This is a genomic window from Rhodoferax sp. (genome assembly GCF_028689305.1).
GTDB lineage: Bacteria > Pseudomonadota > Gammaproteobacteria > Burkholderiales > Burkholderiaceae_C > Rhodoferax.
On sequence record NZ_JAQTWM010000006.1, the window covers coordinates 1 to 13,753 of the forward strand.

General features: G+C 54.9%; 15 protein-coding genes and 1 pseudogene. 7 read left to right on the top strand and 9 right to left on the bottom strand.

Going from position 1 to position 13,753, the window contains the following annotated elements:
- The 9 genes and pseudogenes from PHW99_RS02240 to PHW99_RS02280 form a co-directional block, all read right to left on the bottom strand.
- A pseudogene (locus PHW99_RS02240) lies at window positions 1-259 on the bottom strand (23S rRNA (cytosine(1962)-C(5))-methyltransferase RlmI); the annotation flags it as partial.
- Between the two features lie 15 nt (window positions 260-274).
- Window positions 275-586 (bottom strand): hypothetical protein, encoded by a 312-nt coding sequence (locus tag PHW99_RS02245; RefSeq protein WP_300173411.1) that lies wholly within the window; start codon window positions 584-586, stop codon window positions 275-277.
- Window positions 587-620: 34 nt separating this feature from the next.
- Window positions 621-1,619, bottom strand: coding sequence for a tyrosine recombinase XerC (locus tag PHW99_RS02250; protein WP_300173412.1), 999 nt, complete (start codon window positions 1,617-1,619; stop codon window positions 621-623).
- A 32-nt stretch (window positions 1,620-1,651) separates the two neighbouring features.
- Window positions 1,652-2,353 carry a DUF484 family protein gene (locus PHW99_RS02255; protein WP_300173414.1) on the bottom strand — a complete coding sequence of 234 codons (702 nt, stop codon included), beginning with the start codon at window positions 2,351-2,353 and terminating at the stop codon, window positions 1,652-1,654.
- A gap of 17 nt (window positions 2,354-2,370) precedes the next feature.
- A complete protein-coding gene (dapF, locus tag PHW99_RS02260; RefSeq protein ID WP_300173416.1) occupies window positions 2,371-3,249 on the bottom strand; it encodes a diaminopimelate epimerase in 879 nt (292 codons plus the stop codon).
- A 27-nt stretch (window positions 3,250-3,276) separates the two neighbouring features.
- Window positions 3,277-3,603, bottom strand: coding sequence for a hypothetical protein (locus tag PHW99_RS02265; RefSeq protein ID WP_300173418.1), 327 nt, complete (start codon window positions 3,601-3,603; stop codon window positions 3,277-3,279).
- Window positions 3,604-3,648: 45 nt separating this feature from the next.
- Window positions 3,649-4,266, bottom strand: a complete 618-nt coding sequence (locus tag PHW99_RS02270; RefSeq protein WP_300173420.1) for an adenylyltransferase/cytidyltransferase family protein — start codon at window positions 4,264-4,266, stop codon at window positions 3,649-3,651.
- Entirely contained in the window at window positions 4,239-5,132 is an 894-nt protein-coding gene (locus PHW99_RS02275) for a hypothetical protein (protein WP_300173422.1), read from the bottom strand. Before PHW99_RS02275 ends, PHW99_RS02270 begins: the two co-directional genes overlap by 28 nt.
- A 2-nt stretch (window positions 5,133-5,134) precedes the next feature.
- Window positions 5,135-5,788, bottom strand: a complete 654-nt coding sequence (locus tag PHW99_RS02280; RefSeq protein WP_300173424.1) for a hypothetical protein — start codon at window positions 5,786-5,788, stop codon at window positions 5,135-5,137.
- Between the two features lie 178 nt (window positions 5,789-5,966).
- On the opposite strand from PHW99_RS02280, the gene PHW99_RS02285 reads away from it, so the two are divergent.
- The 7 genes from PHW99_RS02285 to PHW99_RS02315 all read left to right on the top strand — a co-directional run bounded on the left by PHW99_RS02285 (window position 5,967) and on the right by PHW99_RS02315 (window position 13,673).
- Window positions 5,967-6,425, top strand: a complete 459-nt coding sequence (locus tag PHW99_RS02285; protein ID WP_300173426.1) for a hypothetical protein — start codon at window positions 5,967-5,969, stop codon at window positions 6,423-6,425.
- A 154-nt stretch (window positions 6,426-6,579) separates the two neighbouring features.
- Window positions 6,580-8,145, top strand: a complete 1,566-nt coding sequence (locus PHW99_RS02290) for a recombinase family protein (RefSeq protein WP_300173428.1) — start codon at window positions 6,580-6,582, stop codon at window positions 8,143-8,145.
- Complete coding sequence (locus tag PHW99_RS02295) at window positions 8,142-9,038, top strand: ParB/RepB/Spo0J family partition protein (protein ID WP_300173430.1); 897 nt, start codon at window positions 8,142-8,144, stop codon at window positions 9,036-9,038. Before PHW99_RS02290 ends, PHW99_RS02295 begins: the two co-directional genes overlap by 4 nt.
- Window position 9,039: 1 nt before the next feature.
- On the top strand, window positions 9,040-9,921 hold the full coding sequence (locus PHW99_RS02300; protein ID WP_300173432.1) for a plasmid partitioning protein RepB C-terminal domain-containing protein: 882 nt from the start codon (window positions 9,040-9,042) through the stop codon (window positions 9,919-9,921).
- 213 nt (window positions 9,922-10,134) lie between these two features.
- Window positions 10,135-11,673 (top strand): class I SAM-dependent DNA methyltransferase, encoded by a 1,539-nt coding sequence (locus PHW99_RS02305; RefSeq protein WP_300173434.1) that lies wholly within the window; start codon window positions 10,135-10,137, stop codon window positions 11,671-11,673.
- A 2-nt stretch (window positions 11,674-11,675) separates the two neighbouring features.
- Window positions 11,676-12,158 (top strand): hypothetical protein, encoded by a 483-nt coding sequence (locus tag PHW99_RS02310; RefSeq protein ID WP_300173436.1) that lies wholly within the window; start codon window positions 11,676-11,678, stop codon window positions 12,156-12,158.
- On the top strand, window positions 12,159-13,673 hold the full coding sequence (locus tag PHW99_RS02315; RefSeq protein ID WP_300173438.1) for a class I SAM-dependent DNA methyltransferase: 1,515 nt from the start codon (window positions 12,159-12,161) through the stop codon (window positions 13,671-13,673).
- Window positions 13,674-13,753: the final 80 nt, after the last annotated feature.

Sequence of the window (13,753 nt, forward strand, 5' to 3'; positions counted from 1 at the left end):
TAGCGCTTATTGTTCTTGCGCAAGCAGCTATGAAAAACGATGCATCAATGCGCTGTGCCTCATCAAAGCTCCAGACCCTGGCGCGAATTTTGGAGGCTGGGCTGAACGCCGCCCAGGCCAAAAATTGGCCTTGGTCAGACTCCACACGCACGGTTTCGCCCGCGTCACCGCCACCTTTGGCAATGGCTGATTCAAAAATCCAGGGGTGGTGGCGGGCCAGCGAACGCTCTTTGCCAGCACGCAGACGAATGGTTTTCATGCTTGAAGTTCGGTCTCAGTAAGTGATGGCCATGGCTGGCACATCGACCCGAATCATGGGCTTGCCCAGCGCGGCGCTGACAGCTGCCACATACGCTGCCGCCCATTGGGCATCGCCCAACAAGCGGGCACCGGCGGCCTGGGTCACCACCAAAATTTTGTCGGCGGTCAGCACCTTGCCGCTGGCGCGCAGGGGCTCGCAGTCAAGCGTGGTGAACTGCTGATCCAGCCAGGCTCTGGCGGCATCATGCGCCATCGCCGCACCTTCTGGTACATGGAATGTGAATTCAACGCCTTTGTCCAACATCACACTGATTTGCTTGTGCATAAGTCACCTGTCCGTTAAAAAATTGGGAATGCCGCTATTTTGAACCATCGTCGTCTTGCACTTTCAGGTGCGCCCGCGGGTGCGCTGCATCGTAGGCGCGCGCCAGATGCTGAAAATCAAGCCGGGTGTAGACCTGCGTGGTGCTGATGTTGACATGACCCAGCAGCTCTTGCACGCCACGCAGGTCGCTACTGGACTGCAACACATGGCTGGCAAACGAATGCCGCAGCATATGCGGGTGCACCGGCGTGGCCAACCCGGCCTGCAAACTGCGCAACCGCAGCCGCTGCCAAATCGACTGCGCCGTGAGCCGGGTGCCGCGCTGCCCCACAAACAACGCAGCCTGCTGTGGCTGCACGGCCAGCCGGCCAGGACGCGGTGGCCGTGCAGCCCGCACACAAAGCCAATGCGTCAACGCCTGCACCGCTTTTTGCCCCACCGGCACGATGCGCCATTTGCTGCCTTTGCCCAGCACATGCGCCTCGCCCGCCTGCAAATCGACCCAGCCGTGCTGGTCGCTGGCCTGCACGTTCAAGCCAATGAGTTCACCCACCCGCAAGCCGCCACCGTAAAGCAGCTCGACCATGGCCGCGTCGCGCGCCTCCAGCCAAGCATCTGCTTCGGGCTGGTCAAAACTGGCCAGGTGCACCGCGTCATCCACGCTCAAGGCTTTGGGCAGTGGCTTGGGTGCTTTAGGCGCATGCACATCCAGCACCGGGTTGCAAGTGACCAGGCCTTCGCGCCCCAGCCAGCTGTAAAAGCCGCGCCAGCCCGACAAAATCAGCGCAATGCCCCTGCCACTGCGCCCCTGGCTGTGCATCTGTGCAACCCAGCGGCGAATGTGGCTGGCCTGCACCGCGGTCAACGCCACGTCGGCCTGCGCCGCCAGCAAGACCAGTTTTTCCAAATCCAGGGTATAGAGCAAGGCGGTGCGCTCGGCCAGCCGTTTTTCAAACCGCACATGCGCCAGGTAGCGCTGCACCAGCGGGTCAATGGGGCTTGCCGCCGGGGGGGCAATGGCCTCGACGTTCATTCAAGCAACGTCACAACGTCACCTACCAGTCTTTAACGCAGCGGCGCCAGCGCGGCGCTGGCCAGCTCGGCCACGCGCGCCAAAAAGTCGGTGCCCATGGTGCTGTTGAAGCGCTGTGCGTCGGGCGAGGCCAACACCAGCAGCCCAAACGCCGGAGCAACGCTGCCCGTGACACCTTCGCGCAACGGCAAAATGGCAATCGACACCGCAGCTTGCGGGTCGGGCAGCCAGGTGATGGCCTCCAAGCCGGAATTGACACCACAAAATGGCTCGGTCAATGACGAGATGAACGACTTGGCATCTTGACTCACGCCCTGGGCAAAATCGGCCTGCGCATACGCTGGCGACACGCCCCAGACCTTGATACCCACTTGCGGCACGGCAAACTGCGACGCCAATTCAGCCGCCATCAGCGCTGGCAAACTGGCCCGGTCGGTGTGCAAAAACAGGGTGCGTGCCCATTGCAGCAGCTTGTCAGACAGCACCATGTTGTCATTGACATTGCGAATCATGTCCATGATGCGCAACTCAAGCATTTTGATTTTTTCGCGCAGCAGGTTGGCCTGACGCTCTTGCAGACTCACTGCGCGCGGGTTGTGCGGGCTGGAGAGCTGCACAGTGGCCAGCAGCTGGGCATGGCGCTCAAAAAAATCGGGCGTATTGACCAGGTAATTGGCAATGTCGTCTTCGGTAATGGGGTTCGCTGTGGCGCTGGGAAAGGTTGTGTTGGGCATGATGGTCTAAAAGGAAATCAATCCAGACATTGTGGCAGCTCAATCTGGCCGTGAAACACCGTGGTGGCAGGCCCGGTCATCATCACCGGCGAAGAGCCGCCTGCCCACGCAATGGTCAGCCGCCCGCCTTGCATGTGCACATCCACCTCCGCATCTAGCAGCCCCAGCCGAATGCCGACCACCACCGCAGCGCAAGCGCCCGAGCCACAAGCCAGGGTTTCACCGGTACCGCGCTCATACACCCGCAGCCGAATCTGGCGGCGTGACATCACCTGCATGAAACCCGCGTTGACTCGGTTGGGGAAAAACGGGTGGTGTTCAATCAACGGCCCCCACACCTGCACCTCGGCTTGGTCAATATCTGCCACCAGCTGCACTGCATGCGGGTTGCCCATCGACACCGGTGATATGAATTGAATAGCTGTCTGCGCTTGACTGGTAAGGGCTAGAGGCCATTTTTTCCATAAACCGCTGGATTCAGGCTGGGTGCTGCCAGGGGCAAAGGGAATGCGCGCAAGCTCAAACACGGGCGTGCCCATGTTGACGCACACGCGCCCATCTGCGGTCAACTGCGGCTCAATCACACCAGCTCGGGTTTGCACCCGAATGGCATCTTTTTGAGTCAACCCCACATCGCGCACATACCGGGCAAAGCATCGCGCGCCATTGCCACACTGCTCCACTTCAGCGCCATCGGCGTTGTGAATCACATACTCAAAATCAACCTCGGGACTGGGCGCTGGGCGCACCGTCAAAATTTGGTCTGCCCCCACGCCAAAGTGACGGTCAGCCAAAGCCCGGTAGTGCCCCGCCGTGAGGCCAAAGCGCGCTTGGGTCTCATCAAGCACGACAAAATCATTGCCGGCACCTTGCATTTTGGTAAAAGGTATGCGCATAAACTAAAAAAGCCTAAGTAAGTCGAATTACTTAGGCTTGGCAGCATTAAGAAAAAAGTTGGGGGTTAAACCAGAATGTTGGAGATGGAACATTGGTTGAAAATTTTGGTGGTGGAAAAGGGTCCTGGGTTCAAATCCATTCTCCAACATCGATGGGCAAGTGTAGCGCGTTTGTCCCTGCTTTTGGCGATTGTCCGTTTCACATTGTGGCAACTGTTTAACCGGCATTAAATCAAGCGTGATGCACTGACCAAAAGCCGATGCCGCCACCGCAAACACCAATTTTGTTGAAGAAAGGTTGGAATCGTTTCTATCCATCAAACGGTTGAGTGTGATGAGGCTGATCACCGACATACTTTGCCATCTTGGTCTTGTCCACCTGATGCGCCTTGTGCTCCGTTACTTTTGGCTGAATCCGCCGTTGGTGTAGTTGTCCGATCCACTCAGCGTTTCGACCTGTGCGAAGTCGCGAATTCGGTCGTCAATGGCCCATTGAACTAACAACTCCGCAACCGACGGCAACACCATGTCTTTCCAATCCGGGTCGCGGTCCATAAGGTGTCTACGGATCGTGGAACCATCAAACGGCTGCTTGATGCACTTCTCGAGTACCACCACAGCGTAACCTTCATTCTCCAATCGGCGGATTTTTTCTTCATTCCAGGCGTACAAACGCGTGGTGGCGCAGATCATTGACTTGCCCACGTAATGTTTCAACAAAGAGGGTTCGTCTATGGGAAACGGCGAAAACTCGATCCGAGCATCTGCAATACCTAATTCACGGCAACAAGCACGAATAAGCAAAGTCCGCTCCAGATAGGTCAACGGATTGGCTGAAGGCTTATTTCTGTGCTCGACGCCTGGAAAACTCACAGGTACTGGCGTGGGAGCAGCAATACCAACAACAATAGATTCCCATTGCGACAGCGCTGCACTCAGGTAATCGACGTGGCCGAGATGAAACGGCTGGAAGCGCCCGTGAATGCAAGCTACTGAAGATAAGTCTTGAAATCCCATTCAGTCCCCTTTACTGTTTCCCACATTTCGTCGAAAAGCCCTTCAAGAGCACCATAAAGTTGTTGATCTGGTGCTCGATCATTTGGCCGCTGCAAGACAACACAGGAATTGCTTTTCTGCTCAAACTCATTGGTACCAGGTGTTGCAGCGGTTTCGGTGTAATGCCCCAGCCAACACACAGCACCATTTGCGAACATCAAACGCAGACTTGGGCGCTCAGAATAGAAGCGCACTTTAATCTCTCCACTGAAATCTAACTTAATTCGTCTAATTTTTTGCAAAGAGTCAACCTGCTTCGCCTGAAACGTAGTTCGGTTCAAACCACGCCGAGCTGCACCTACTTGCAACCAACCGGCGTCGGGCGAAACGAGCAGCAATCGGACTGGCTTAGCCGATGTGCCACACCGCGAAACCATATGCTGAAACACATCGAAATCGCGCGTGAGTTTTTCCGCTCCAACCCCGAGAAACGAAAATGAACTGTTGGCTGCCTTCAAAAAATCTTGATAAGCGGCGATGTTCGGCTCTCTAATTGCACCGTGCACACCTGCAGCTCGGAGCATCCTTAATTGATTTAACCCGCGAATCGACACAACGACTGCAGGCAGAAGGCTGAGCAAAAAAATCGCTGGCATCCAGCGGCTCACCACACCCTGGATAATGGAAATCGAAGCTATTGCCACTGGCGGAACAGTCAACGTCATCCATCCCAACCCGGATACGACCTTACTGGGAACCGTCCAATACCGCTTCAATAAAGTTTGAATGAGTCCGAGGCCAATTTGGACGATCAGAAAGACAACAGACGCATATAAGTTCTGGTTGACAGGCTCAGTCCAACTTTCAGGAATAAAGGGGTAGGCCAAAGTCACTCCTGCGTCAGCATGCTCAAGAACAATTTAGATTCAAGCAAAAGCCGAGTCCAAGAAGTAAATTTGTCGTATGCCGCGCGAATATCAGGCAAACCTTCGAACTTAGCGTCAGTAATCAATCCAGGTTCAAGAACAGTGAATTGCTCCTCTGCATGAACCACATAAACCAGACCGAGGTGCTGTTTACCAAAATCATCGACTGGCTCCCAAATTACACAGCACAGTGAAATGGGGCATTCAGAAGATATGCGCACCTTAATTTCTTCTGCCAATTCGCGGTTGGCGTAGCCACTCGATGCACACTGGTGAAACATGTCCCGCGTGGTCAACGCTGGTAGATCCGCTACTGTCATGTGACCGCTGAGCCCTACTGCTTTGATTGCTGTCAGCCGCTTTTCCGGTTGTCGCCGAGTCCGTCGATGGGTCAAGATGCGTCCATCATGGACTACTACATAGTACGCAATAAGCTGGGTGACCCGTGTAGTTTGCTCGGCTTCACCACGCCGCATCATCGAAGGCGTAGAGATCAAATCCAGAAGATCCTCCGAAATTGGCCAGACTCCCACGTCCGGCAAGATCGCATTGACTGATGCGTTGGGAACCACTAACAGCGATTCATCGGCATATTTTCTGGGGAGATCGGTACTCATAGAACTGCCAGCGGCGACTCCCACTATTGAAGCGAAATATTTATGAACTCAAATGAATCCTACCAAATTCGAATTGAGCTGCACTCCAAAAGACTGCTCGCGATATCGGACCTTTCTGGGATGCAGTGACCACTATAGCCGTCCAGTTCCCATACGCAATTTCGTATGGAGAATTTTCATGGCAACCAAAATCTGTCCGTGCTGTGGCGAAACCTTTCAGCCTCATCACAAAGTCCCAAATCAGACCTACTGCTCTTCCCCCAAATGCCAAAAAGAGCGACGACAAAACTGGGATCGAAAAAAGCAAAAAAGTGACCCTGACTATCGGGACAACAAAAGCCGGGTTCAACAAACATGGACTGAAAGCAATCCAGATTACTGGCGCAAGTATCGCAAATCAAATTCCGGCTCTGGTGGAAAAAACGTCCCAAGCTCAAGACAAACTGCTCTGATTGCGCCATCGCCCGTCAAGATGGACGACTTGGCTTGGCTCAAAAATATCCCTGAGGGCATCTACCGAATTAGGCCAATCTGTACAGAGAGCACCCAGGTCAAGGGCGGCAGTTGGGTCGTAGAAATCACCCCGGTGTGCATCAATTGCCCCTGTCAAGACGACGACTGTCAAGACAGGACGTGATGGCAATTGGGCAACACAAACAGTAACGTGATGCCAAATGAGCTCTCGATCATCCGATATGAACTTACATCCTGACCGTCGTTGGCCACGATAAGCCCGTAATCTGAAGGTGGCCCCGAGAGCCCATGTCCTTCAACATGAGTGATCGGGTTTTATGGAATCAAACGCGGTAGCAGAAGATGGGGCGGGTCAACCGAAACGGTTCCGTGCGGTGGAGTATGTGCGCATGTCCACGGAGCATCAGCAATATTCGACAGAAAACCAGGCCGACAAAATTCGAGAGTACGCAGCCCACCGGAATATCGACATCGTTCGCACCTATGCCGATGCGGGCAAAAGTGGTCTGCGCATTGATGGAAGACAGGCATTGCAGCAGCTGATCAAGGATGTCGAGTCGGGATCGGCGGACTTCTCCATCATTTTGGTTTACGACGTCAGCCGCTGGGGTCGATTCCAGGATGCCGACGAATCGGCCTATTACGAATACATCTGCAAGCGGAAAAACATTCACGTTGCTTATGTAGCCGAGCAGTTCGAAAACGACGGCTCTCCGGTGGCCACCATCGTCAAGGGTGTCAAACGCGCAATGGCTGGTGAGTACAGCCGGGAACTCTCGGCCAAGGTGTTTGCCGGTCAGTGTCGATTGATCGAATTGGGCTTTCGCCAAGGTGGCCCGGCCGGATTCGGGCTGCGCCGCGTGCTGCTTGATCAATCCGGCTCAGTCAAAGCCGAATTGTCGCGCGGCGAGCACAAAAGCCTGCAAACTGACCGAGTCATCCTGATGCCAGGGCCAGATTCTGAAATTCAGGTGGTGAACCAGATTTACCGCTGGTTCACCGATGACGGTCTGACCGAGTCAGAAATTGCGGTTCGTCTCAATGAAACAGGTGTGCGCACCGATCTTGACAGGAATTGGACACGCTCCACCGTGCGCGAGGTATTGACCAATGAAAAGTACATCGGCAACAACGTCTACAACCGCCGCTCATTCAAGCTCAAAAAGCTCCGGGTGGAGAACACGCCCGACATGTGGATCAAAAAGGAAGGCGCATTCGAGTCGGTGGTCGCGCCCGACGTGTTTTACATCGCTCAGGGCATTGTCCGGGCCAGGGCATACCGGTTTTCGAATGACGAATTGATTGAGCGCCTGCGGTCACTGTTTCAAAACCGTGGCTTTCTGTCCGGTCTGATCATCGACGAAACCGAAGGGATGCCATCGACTTCGGCCTACATCCACAGATTCGGCAGCTTGATTCGTGCCTACCAAACAGTCGGATTCACGCCGGATCGGGACTACCAGTATCTTGAAGCCAACCAGTTTCTTAGGCGATTGCACCCGCAAATCGTGGCGCAGACAGAAAAAGCCATTGGTGAGCTGGGAGGCTCCATCGTGCGCGATCCCGCCACTGACCTGCTGCACGTCAATAAAGAGTTCACTGTTTCACTTGTGCTGGCACGCTGCCAAACCCATGACAACGGGCGCAATCGGTGGAAAGTTCGGTTCGATACCGGTTTGGCACCTGACATGACGGTGGCCGTGCGGCTCAATCACACCAACCAGGCTCCACTGGATTACTACCTCCTGCCCCGCCTGGATTTCGGCCTGCCGCGAATCAGTCTGGCCGATCACAACGCCGTTGAGATCGAGAGCTACCGCTTTGACACCTTGGACTATTTCTATGGAATGGCACAGCGCACACGCATCAGGAGAGCGGCATGACCCAGCATCACCCCATGGGCGAACTGCGCATGATCCCTATTGCGCAGATCGAAGTCCTCAATCCGCGCGAGCGCAACAAGCAAGTCTTCGAGCAGATTGTTGACAACATCAAATCCGTCGGGCTCAAAAAACCAATCACGGTAACAGCGCGTCCTGGTGAAAACGGTGCCGAAAAATATCTGCTCGTGTGTGGCGAAGGCAGGCTCAAAGCCTTCATGGCGTTGGGCGAGTCCACCATTGCGGCCATGGTGATTGATGTCAGTGACGAGGATGCCTTCATCATGAGCATGGTGGAAAACATCGCCCGGCGCAAATCCAGCCCCCTTGAACTGCTTGCAGGTATTCAGCAACTGGTGGCCAAAGGCTACGACAAGAAAACCATCGCCAAAAAAACCGGCCTGAGTGTTGAGTACGTTCAAGGCATCATGCATTTGATCAAAAATGGCGAGGAGCGCCTGATGGTGGCTGTTGAAAGCGGCCGTATCCCGCTAAATGCAGCGTTGGCCATTGTTGGCGCAGGTAACAGCAATGAGGCAGTGCAAGCGGCTCTCCAGGAAGCCTATGAATCCGGCCAGTTGCGCGGCAAACAACTCGAACAAGCACGCCGACTGATCGAAAAGCGACACACGTTTGGCCGCGCCTTGGGACGCGGCACCCCACGTGTGGCCGTTGATATCACGGCCTCAAGCCTGGTTCGAACCTACCTCAAAGAGGTTGAGCGCCAAAAGTTGATGGTCAAAAAGGCCGGTGCCGCCCAACAGCGCCTTCTCTTTGTGATTGGCGCGCTGGGACAACTCCTGGTCAATGAAAACTTCACCAACCTGCTTCGGGCCGAGGGTTTGGACACCTTGCCCACCTATCTGGCCGAACGCGTCTGGCTAAAAGGAAACTGAAATGACTCAACTGACACTGGCTTTTCTTCCAGACCCTCTGTCAATAGCGCTGGATTTGATTCTGCCTTCACGTAAGGCGTCGACTGGCATTTTGAACAGCCGAAAATTCATGCAGATTCAGTCATCCATTAAGGCTGTGGGGTTGATTGAGCCCCTGACAGTTGGACCCGCAGACAAAAAAACCGGTCACCGTATCCTGCTCGACGGCCATTTGCGACTGCTGGCACTGCGCACGTTGGGTCTCACCGAGGCTCCCTGCCTGGAATCCACTGACGATGAGAGCTACACATACAACACCCGAATCAACCGACTGTCTTCCATCCAGGAACACCTGATGCTTCGACGAGCAGTGGAGCGTGGCGTGACGGCACAACGTTTGGCGGATGCTCTGGACTTGGATATCACCAGCATCACGCGCAAGCTCACACTGCTTGATGGCATCTGCGCGGAAGCAGCGGCCATTCTGAAAGATCAGCAGTTTTCAGCGAATCTGGGTTCTGTCTTGCGGAAAATGAAGCCCACCCGGCAGGTGGAGTGCGTTGAATTGATGGTGTCGGCCAACAACGTCACCATGGCTTATGCCAACGCGCTGTTTGCGGCCACACCCGCATCACAATTGGTGGACGCAAGCAAGGCCAAAAAAGTCGCTGGTGTGAGTGCCGCTCAGATGGCCAATATGGAACGCGAAATGGGCAACCTGCAAGATCAGTACAAACTTGCAGAGCAGAATTTCAGCCAGGATGTGTTCCAACTGTTCTTGGCGCGCACCTTTTTGTCCAAGCTGCTGGCAAATGTCGAAGTTGACCGATACCTCCAACAGCATCATGCAGATATTTTGACGGAGTTCAAATCCATTGTGGAAGCCGAGTCACTCGACGCATAGCTTTTGGCAAGTGGTACATTGCTCACGGGTCTAAAGCCCCCCGTTTTACCTCCCTGAACGGGCCCGCAAGGGTTCAACCCAGTCTAAACCACTGGGTTTTTTTATGCCCATCGACTTGATGTATTACTTGCGTCGAGAAGTTGGGTGCCATAACTTGAAAATAATCATGAAGATCTGGATGCAACCAACGGGCTATGGTTTGTGCAGTGCCGAATGGATAATGCAAGCTGCACAATAACAACCATCGCAAGGCAACTCTTGTCAGCCGAAACTGTCACACTCAACCTGATCGAATCCCACCTCTGGGAATCCGCCAACATCCTGCGCGGGCCAGTGGATGCGGCCGACTTCAAGACCTACATCTTCCCACTGTTGTTCTTCAAGCGCATCTGCGACGTTTGGGACGAGGAATACCAGGAGATCGTTGACGAAACCGGTGACGAGCAGTTGGCCTGGTTTCCTGAATCGCATCGATTCCAGATCCCCGAGAACTGTCACTGGAACGACGTTCGCACCAAAGCCACCAATGTCGGTACGGCTCTGCAAGTCGCCATGCGGGAGATCGAAAAGGCTAACCCGGACTCTCTGTATGGCGTTTTTGGTGATGCCCAGTGGTCTAACAAAGATCGACTTTCTGATCCCCTGCTCAAAGACCTGATTGAGCACTTTTCCAAGCTGTCGTTCGGCAACCACAACGTCAACTCTGATTTGCTCGGTGATGCCTACGAGTACCTGATCAAGAAATTTGCCGATGCCACCAACAAGAAAGCTGGCGAGTTTTACACGCCGCGCAGTGTGGTGCGGCTGATGATTGAGATGCTCGACCCGCGTGAGGGCGAAACCATCTACGACCCGGCTTGCGGTACCGGCGGTATGTTGCTCGCCGCCGTTCAACACGTGAAAGACACCCATGGCGATGTCAAACGGCTGTGGGGCAAGCTCTTCGGCCAGGAGAAAAACCTCACCACCTCGTCCATCGCGCGGATGAACTTGTTCCTGCATGGCATTGAAGATTTTCAGATCGTGCGCGGCGACACCCTGCGCACACCAGCGTTTTTTGATGGCGACCGCCTGGCCAATTTCGACTGCGTTATTGCCAACCCGCCGTTTTCACTGGAAAAGTGGGGTGAAGAACAGTGGGGCAATGACCCGTTCGGCCGCAACTTCGCCGGTGTGCCCCCGTCTAGCTCCGGCGACTTCGCTTGGGTGCAGCACATGGTCAAGTCGATGGCCGAGGTCAAAGGACGCATGGCCGTCGTGCTGCCTCAGGGCGCACTGTTTCGCAAAGGTGCGGAAGGCGCGATACGCCAGAAGCTGCTGGAAATGGATTTGGTCGAAGCCGTCATCGGCCTGGCACCCAACCTGTTCTACGGCACCGGACTGGCGGCCTGCATATTGGTGCTGCGAAAGAAGAAGTCCGTAAAGCGGCGCAAAAAGATCATGATTGCCGACGCATCTCGTCTGTTCCGGCGTGGCCGTGCGCAGAACTACCTGGAGCCTGAACAGGCGCTGGAAATTCAGCAGTGGTTCGAAAAATTCGAAGATGTGCCGGATGCCGTGCGCATCGTCAGCCTGGACGACGTCAAGTCCGAGGACTGGACGCTCAACATTTCTCGCTATGTGCTTCCTCCGCTGCAGGAAGAAATCCCTCTACTACCTGATGCCATCGCTGCGTTCAAATCGGCCCTGATACGCTGCCGCGATGCTGAAAATCACCTCGCTCAGGTTATGACGCAAGGGGAGTGGGTGTAACCATGTTCTTTGTATCTGACAGCCAAAAACAGCGACATGATCGAATTCGTGCTTTCCTGACCGACGAAAGCGCAACGATTGCCGTGATCCTCGCTGCAATAGACTTCGAATGGTCCGTCCGACGTGCAATCTTGGCATTAGGATCCAGTCCCACCAAGCATATCCGCGAGGTGACCTTTGCAGGGTTTCATGGTGGTTATGCCAACTACGCTGACGCATGGAAGCAGGAAGTCACAGTCTGGCTGAAGCAGTCACTGGCTCAGGCAATACCCCATTGGTCTAGGTTGATCAACAAAAAAGATGGCGCGGTTCGTCTGAGGGGCCAGATAGTTCATGGAACCCAAGTCTCGGTCTCTGCGGACTTCGCGAGGCCGCGAGTCGATGACTGGCTGGCTGCTTCAACTACGTTGGAGGCCCTTGCCAATCAACACAACACCTCTCTATATAAGCGCATCGTGAGAATAGTGCCAAGGAAGGTGTCTTAAGTGAGCCGAATCACCCAACAAGAACTCGAAAGCTACCTCTGGGGTGCCGCCGTGCTGCTGCGCGGCCTGATTGACGCTGGCGACTACAAGCAGTTCATTTTTCCGCTGCTGTTCTACAAGCGCGTTGCCGACGTCTGGGAAGAAGAGTACCAAGCTGCTGTCGCTGACACAGGCGGCGACTTGTCGTATGCCAAGTTTTCAGAAAACCACCGTTTCCAGATTCCGGATGGCGCCCACTGGAACGATGTGCGCCAAACCCCGAAAAACGTGGGTGCTGCCATACAACGCGCGATGCGTGCCATTGAATCGGCCAACCCCGACATGCTGGATGGCATCTTTGGCGATGCGCCTTGGACCAATCGCGAGCGCCTGCCCGACGAAACGCTGAAAAACCTGATCGAGCATTTCTCGACCCAGACGCTTTCCGTCGCCAGCGTGCCCGAGGATGAACTGGGCAATGCCTACGAATATCTTATTAAGAAGTTTGCCGATGACTCCGGCCACACGGCGGCTGAGTTTTACACCAACCGCACCGTCGTCCACCTGATGACGCAACTGCTGAGCCCCCAGCCCGGCGAGTCAATCTACGATCCGACCTGCGGCACCGGTGGCATGCTGATCTCGGCGCTGGACGAAGTCAAACGCTCTGGCGGTGAATACCGCACGCTCAAACTCTATGGGCAAGAGCGCAACCTGATCACCTCCAGCATTGCGCGCATGAACCTGTTCCTGCATGGCGTAGAAGACTTCGCCATCATCCGTGGCGATACGCTGGCTGACCCCCGGCATATTGAAGGCGACCGCCTGCGGCAGTTCGATGTCATCCTGGCTAACCCACCATATTCCATCAAGCAGTGGGATCGCGAGGCGTGGACGCAAGACAAATGGGGACGCAACTTCTTCGGCACACCGCCTCAAGGTCGCGCTGACTACGCCTTTCAGCAACACATTCTGGCCAGCCTGACCGCCAAGGGGCGCTGCGCAGTGCTATGGCCACATGGCGTTTTGTTCCGTAATGAAGAGCAGTCTATGCGCGCCAAAATGATTGAGCAAGACTGGGTCGAGGCCGTTATTGGCTTGGGGCCCAACCTGTTCTACAACTCCCCAATGGAGTCATGCGTGGTGGTTTGCAACCGCAAAAAGCCCGCCAAGCGCAAAGGCAAAGTCATCTTCATTGACGCAGTGAACGAAGTCACACGCGAACGGGCGCAGAGCTTTTTGAAGCTGGAGCACCTGCAGCACATTCTGGACACCTTCAAGTCCTTTTCTGACGCACCCGGTTTTGCCAAGGTGGCGACGCTGGCCGAGATCACTGCCAACACTGGCAATCTGTCGATTCCGATGTACGTCAAACGCCTAGCAGCCGTTGCCAGCCTGGACAGCAACGGGCAACCGGCTTCATTGCAATCGTCTTGGGCGCAATGGCAAACCGAAGGCCGGTTGTTCTGGCTGCAAATGGATGCGCTGGATGAAACGCTGGGCGGTTTGGTTGCGGAGGAAGGCGAACATGATTGAAAGCAATCAACCATCAAAGCTTGCAATTGCTACAAATTCAATAGCTGTTTGCGGAAATAGCACGAGGGCAAGAGGCCAGT

Bases quoted from the DNA above. Each gene is read 5' to 3' on its own strand.
- PHW99_RS02245 (WP_300173411.1), bottom strand. From the start codon at position 586: ATGCACAAGCAAATCAGTGTGATGTTGGACAAAGGCGTTGAATTCACA.
- PHW99_RS02250 (WP_300173412.1), bottom strand. From the start codon at position 1,619: ATGAACGTCGAGGCCATTGCCCCCCCGGCGGCAAGCCCCATTGACCCG.
- PHW99_RS02255 (WP_300173414.1), bottom strand. From the start codon at position 2,353: ATGCCCAACACAACCTTTCCCAGCGCCACAGCGAACCCCATTACCGAA.
- dapF (WP_300173416.1), bottom strand. From the start codon at position 3,249: ATGCGCATACCTTTTACCAAAATGCAAGGTGCCGGCAATGATTTTGTC.
- PHW99_RS02265 (WP_300173418.1), bottom strand. From the start codon at position 3,603: ATGTCGGTGATCAGCCTCATCACACTCAACCGTTTGATGGATAGAAAC.
- PHW99_RS02270 (WP_300173420.1), bottom strand. From the start codon at position 4,266: ATGGGATTTCAAGACTTATCTTCAGTAGCTTGCATTCACGGGCGCTTC.
- PHW99_RS02280 (WP_300173424.1), bottom strand. From the start codon at position 5,788: ATGAGTACCGATCTCCCCAGAAAATATGCCGATGAATCGCTGTTAGTG.
- PHW99_RS02285 (WP_300173426.1), top strand. From the start codon at position 5,967: ATGGCAACCAAAATCTGTCCGTGCTGTGGCGAAACCTTTCAGCCTCAT.
- PHW99_RS02290 (WP_300173428.1), top strand. From the start codon at position 6,580: ATGGAATCAAACGCGGTAGCAGAAGATGGGGCGGGTCAACCGAAACGG.
- PHW99_RS02295 (WP_300173430.1), top strand. From the start codon at position 8,142: ATGACCCAGCATCACCCCATGGGCGAACTGCGCATGATCCCTATTGCG.
- PHW99_RS02300 (WP_300173432.1), top strand. From the start codon at position 9,040: ATGACTCAACTGACACTGGCTTTTCTTCCAGACCCTCTGTCAATAGCG.
- PHW99_RS02305 (WP_300173434.1), top strand. From the start codon at position 10,135: ATGGATAATGCAAGCTGCACAATAACAACCATCGCAAGGCAACTCTTG.
- PHW99_RS02310 (WP_300173436.1), top strand. From the start codon at position 11,676: ATGTTCTTTGTATCTGACAGCCAAAAACAGCGACATGATCGAATTCGT.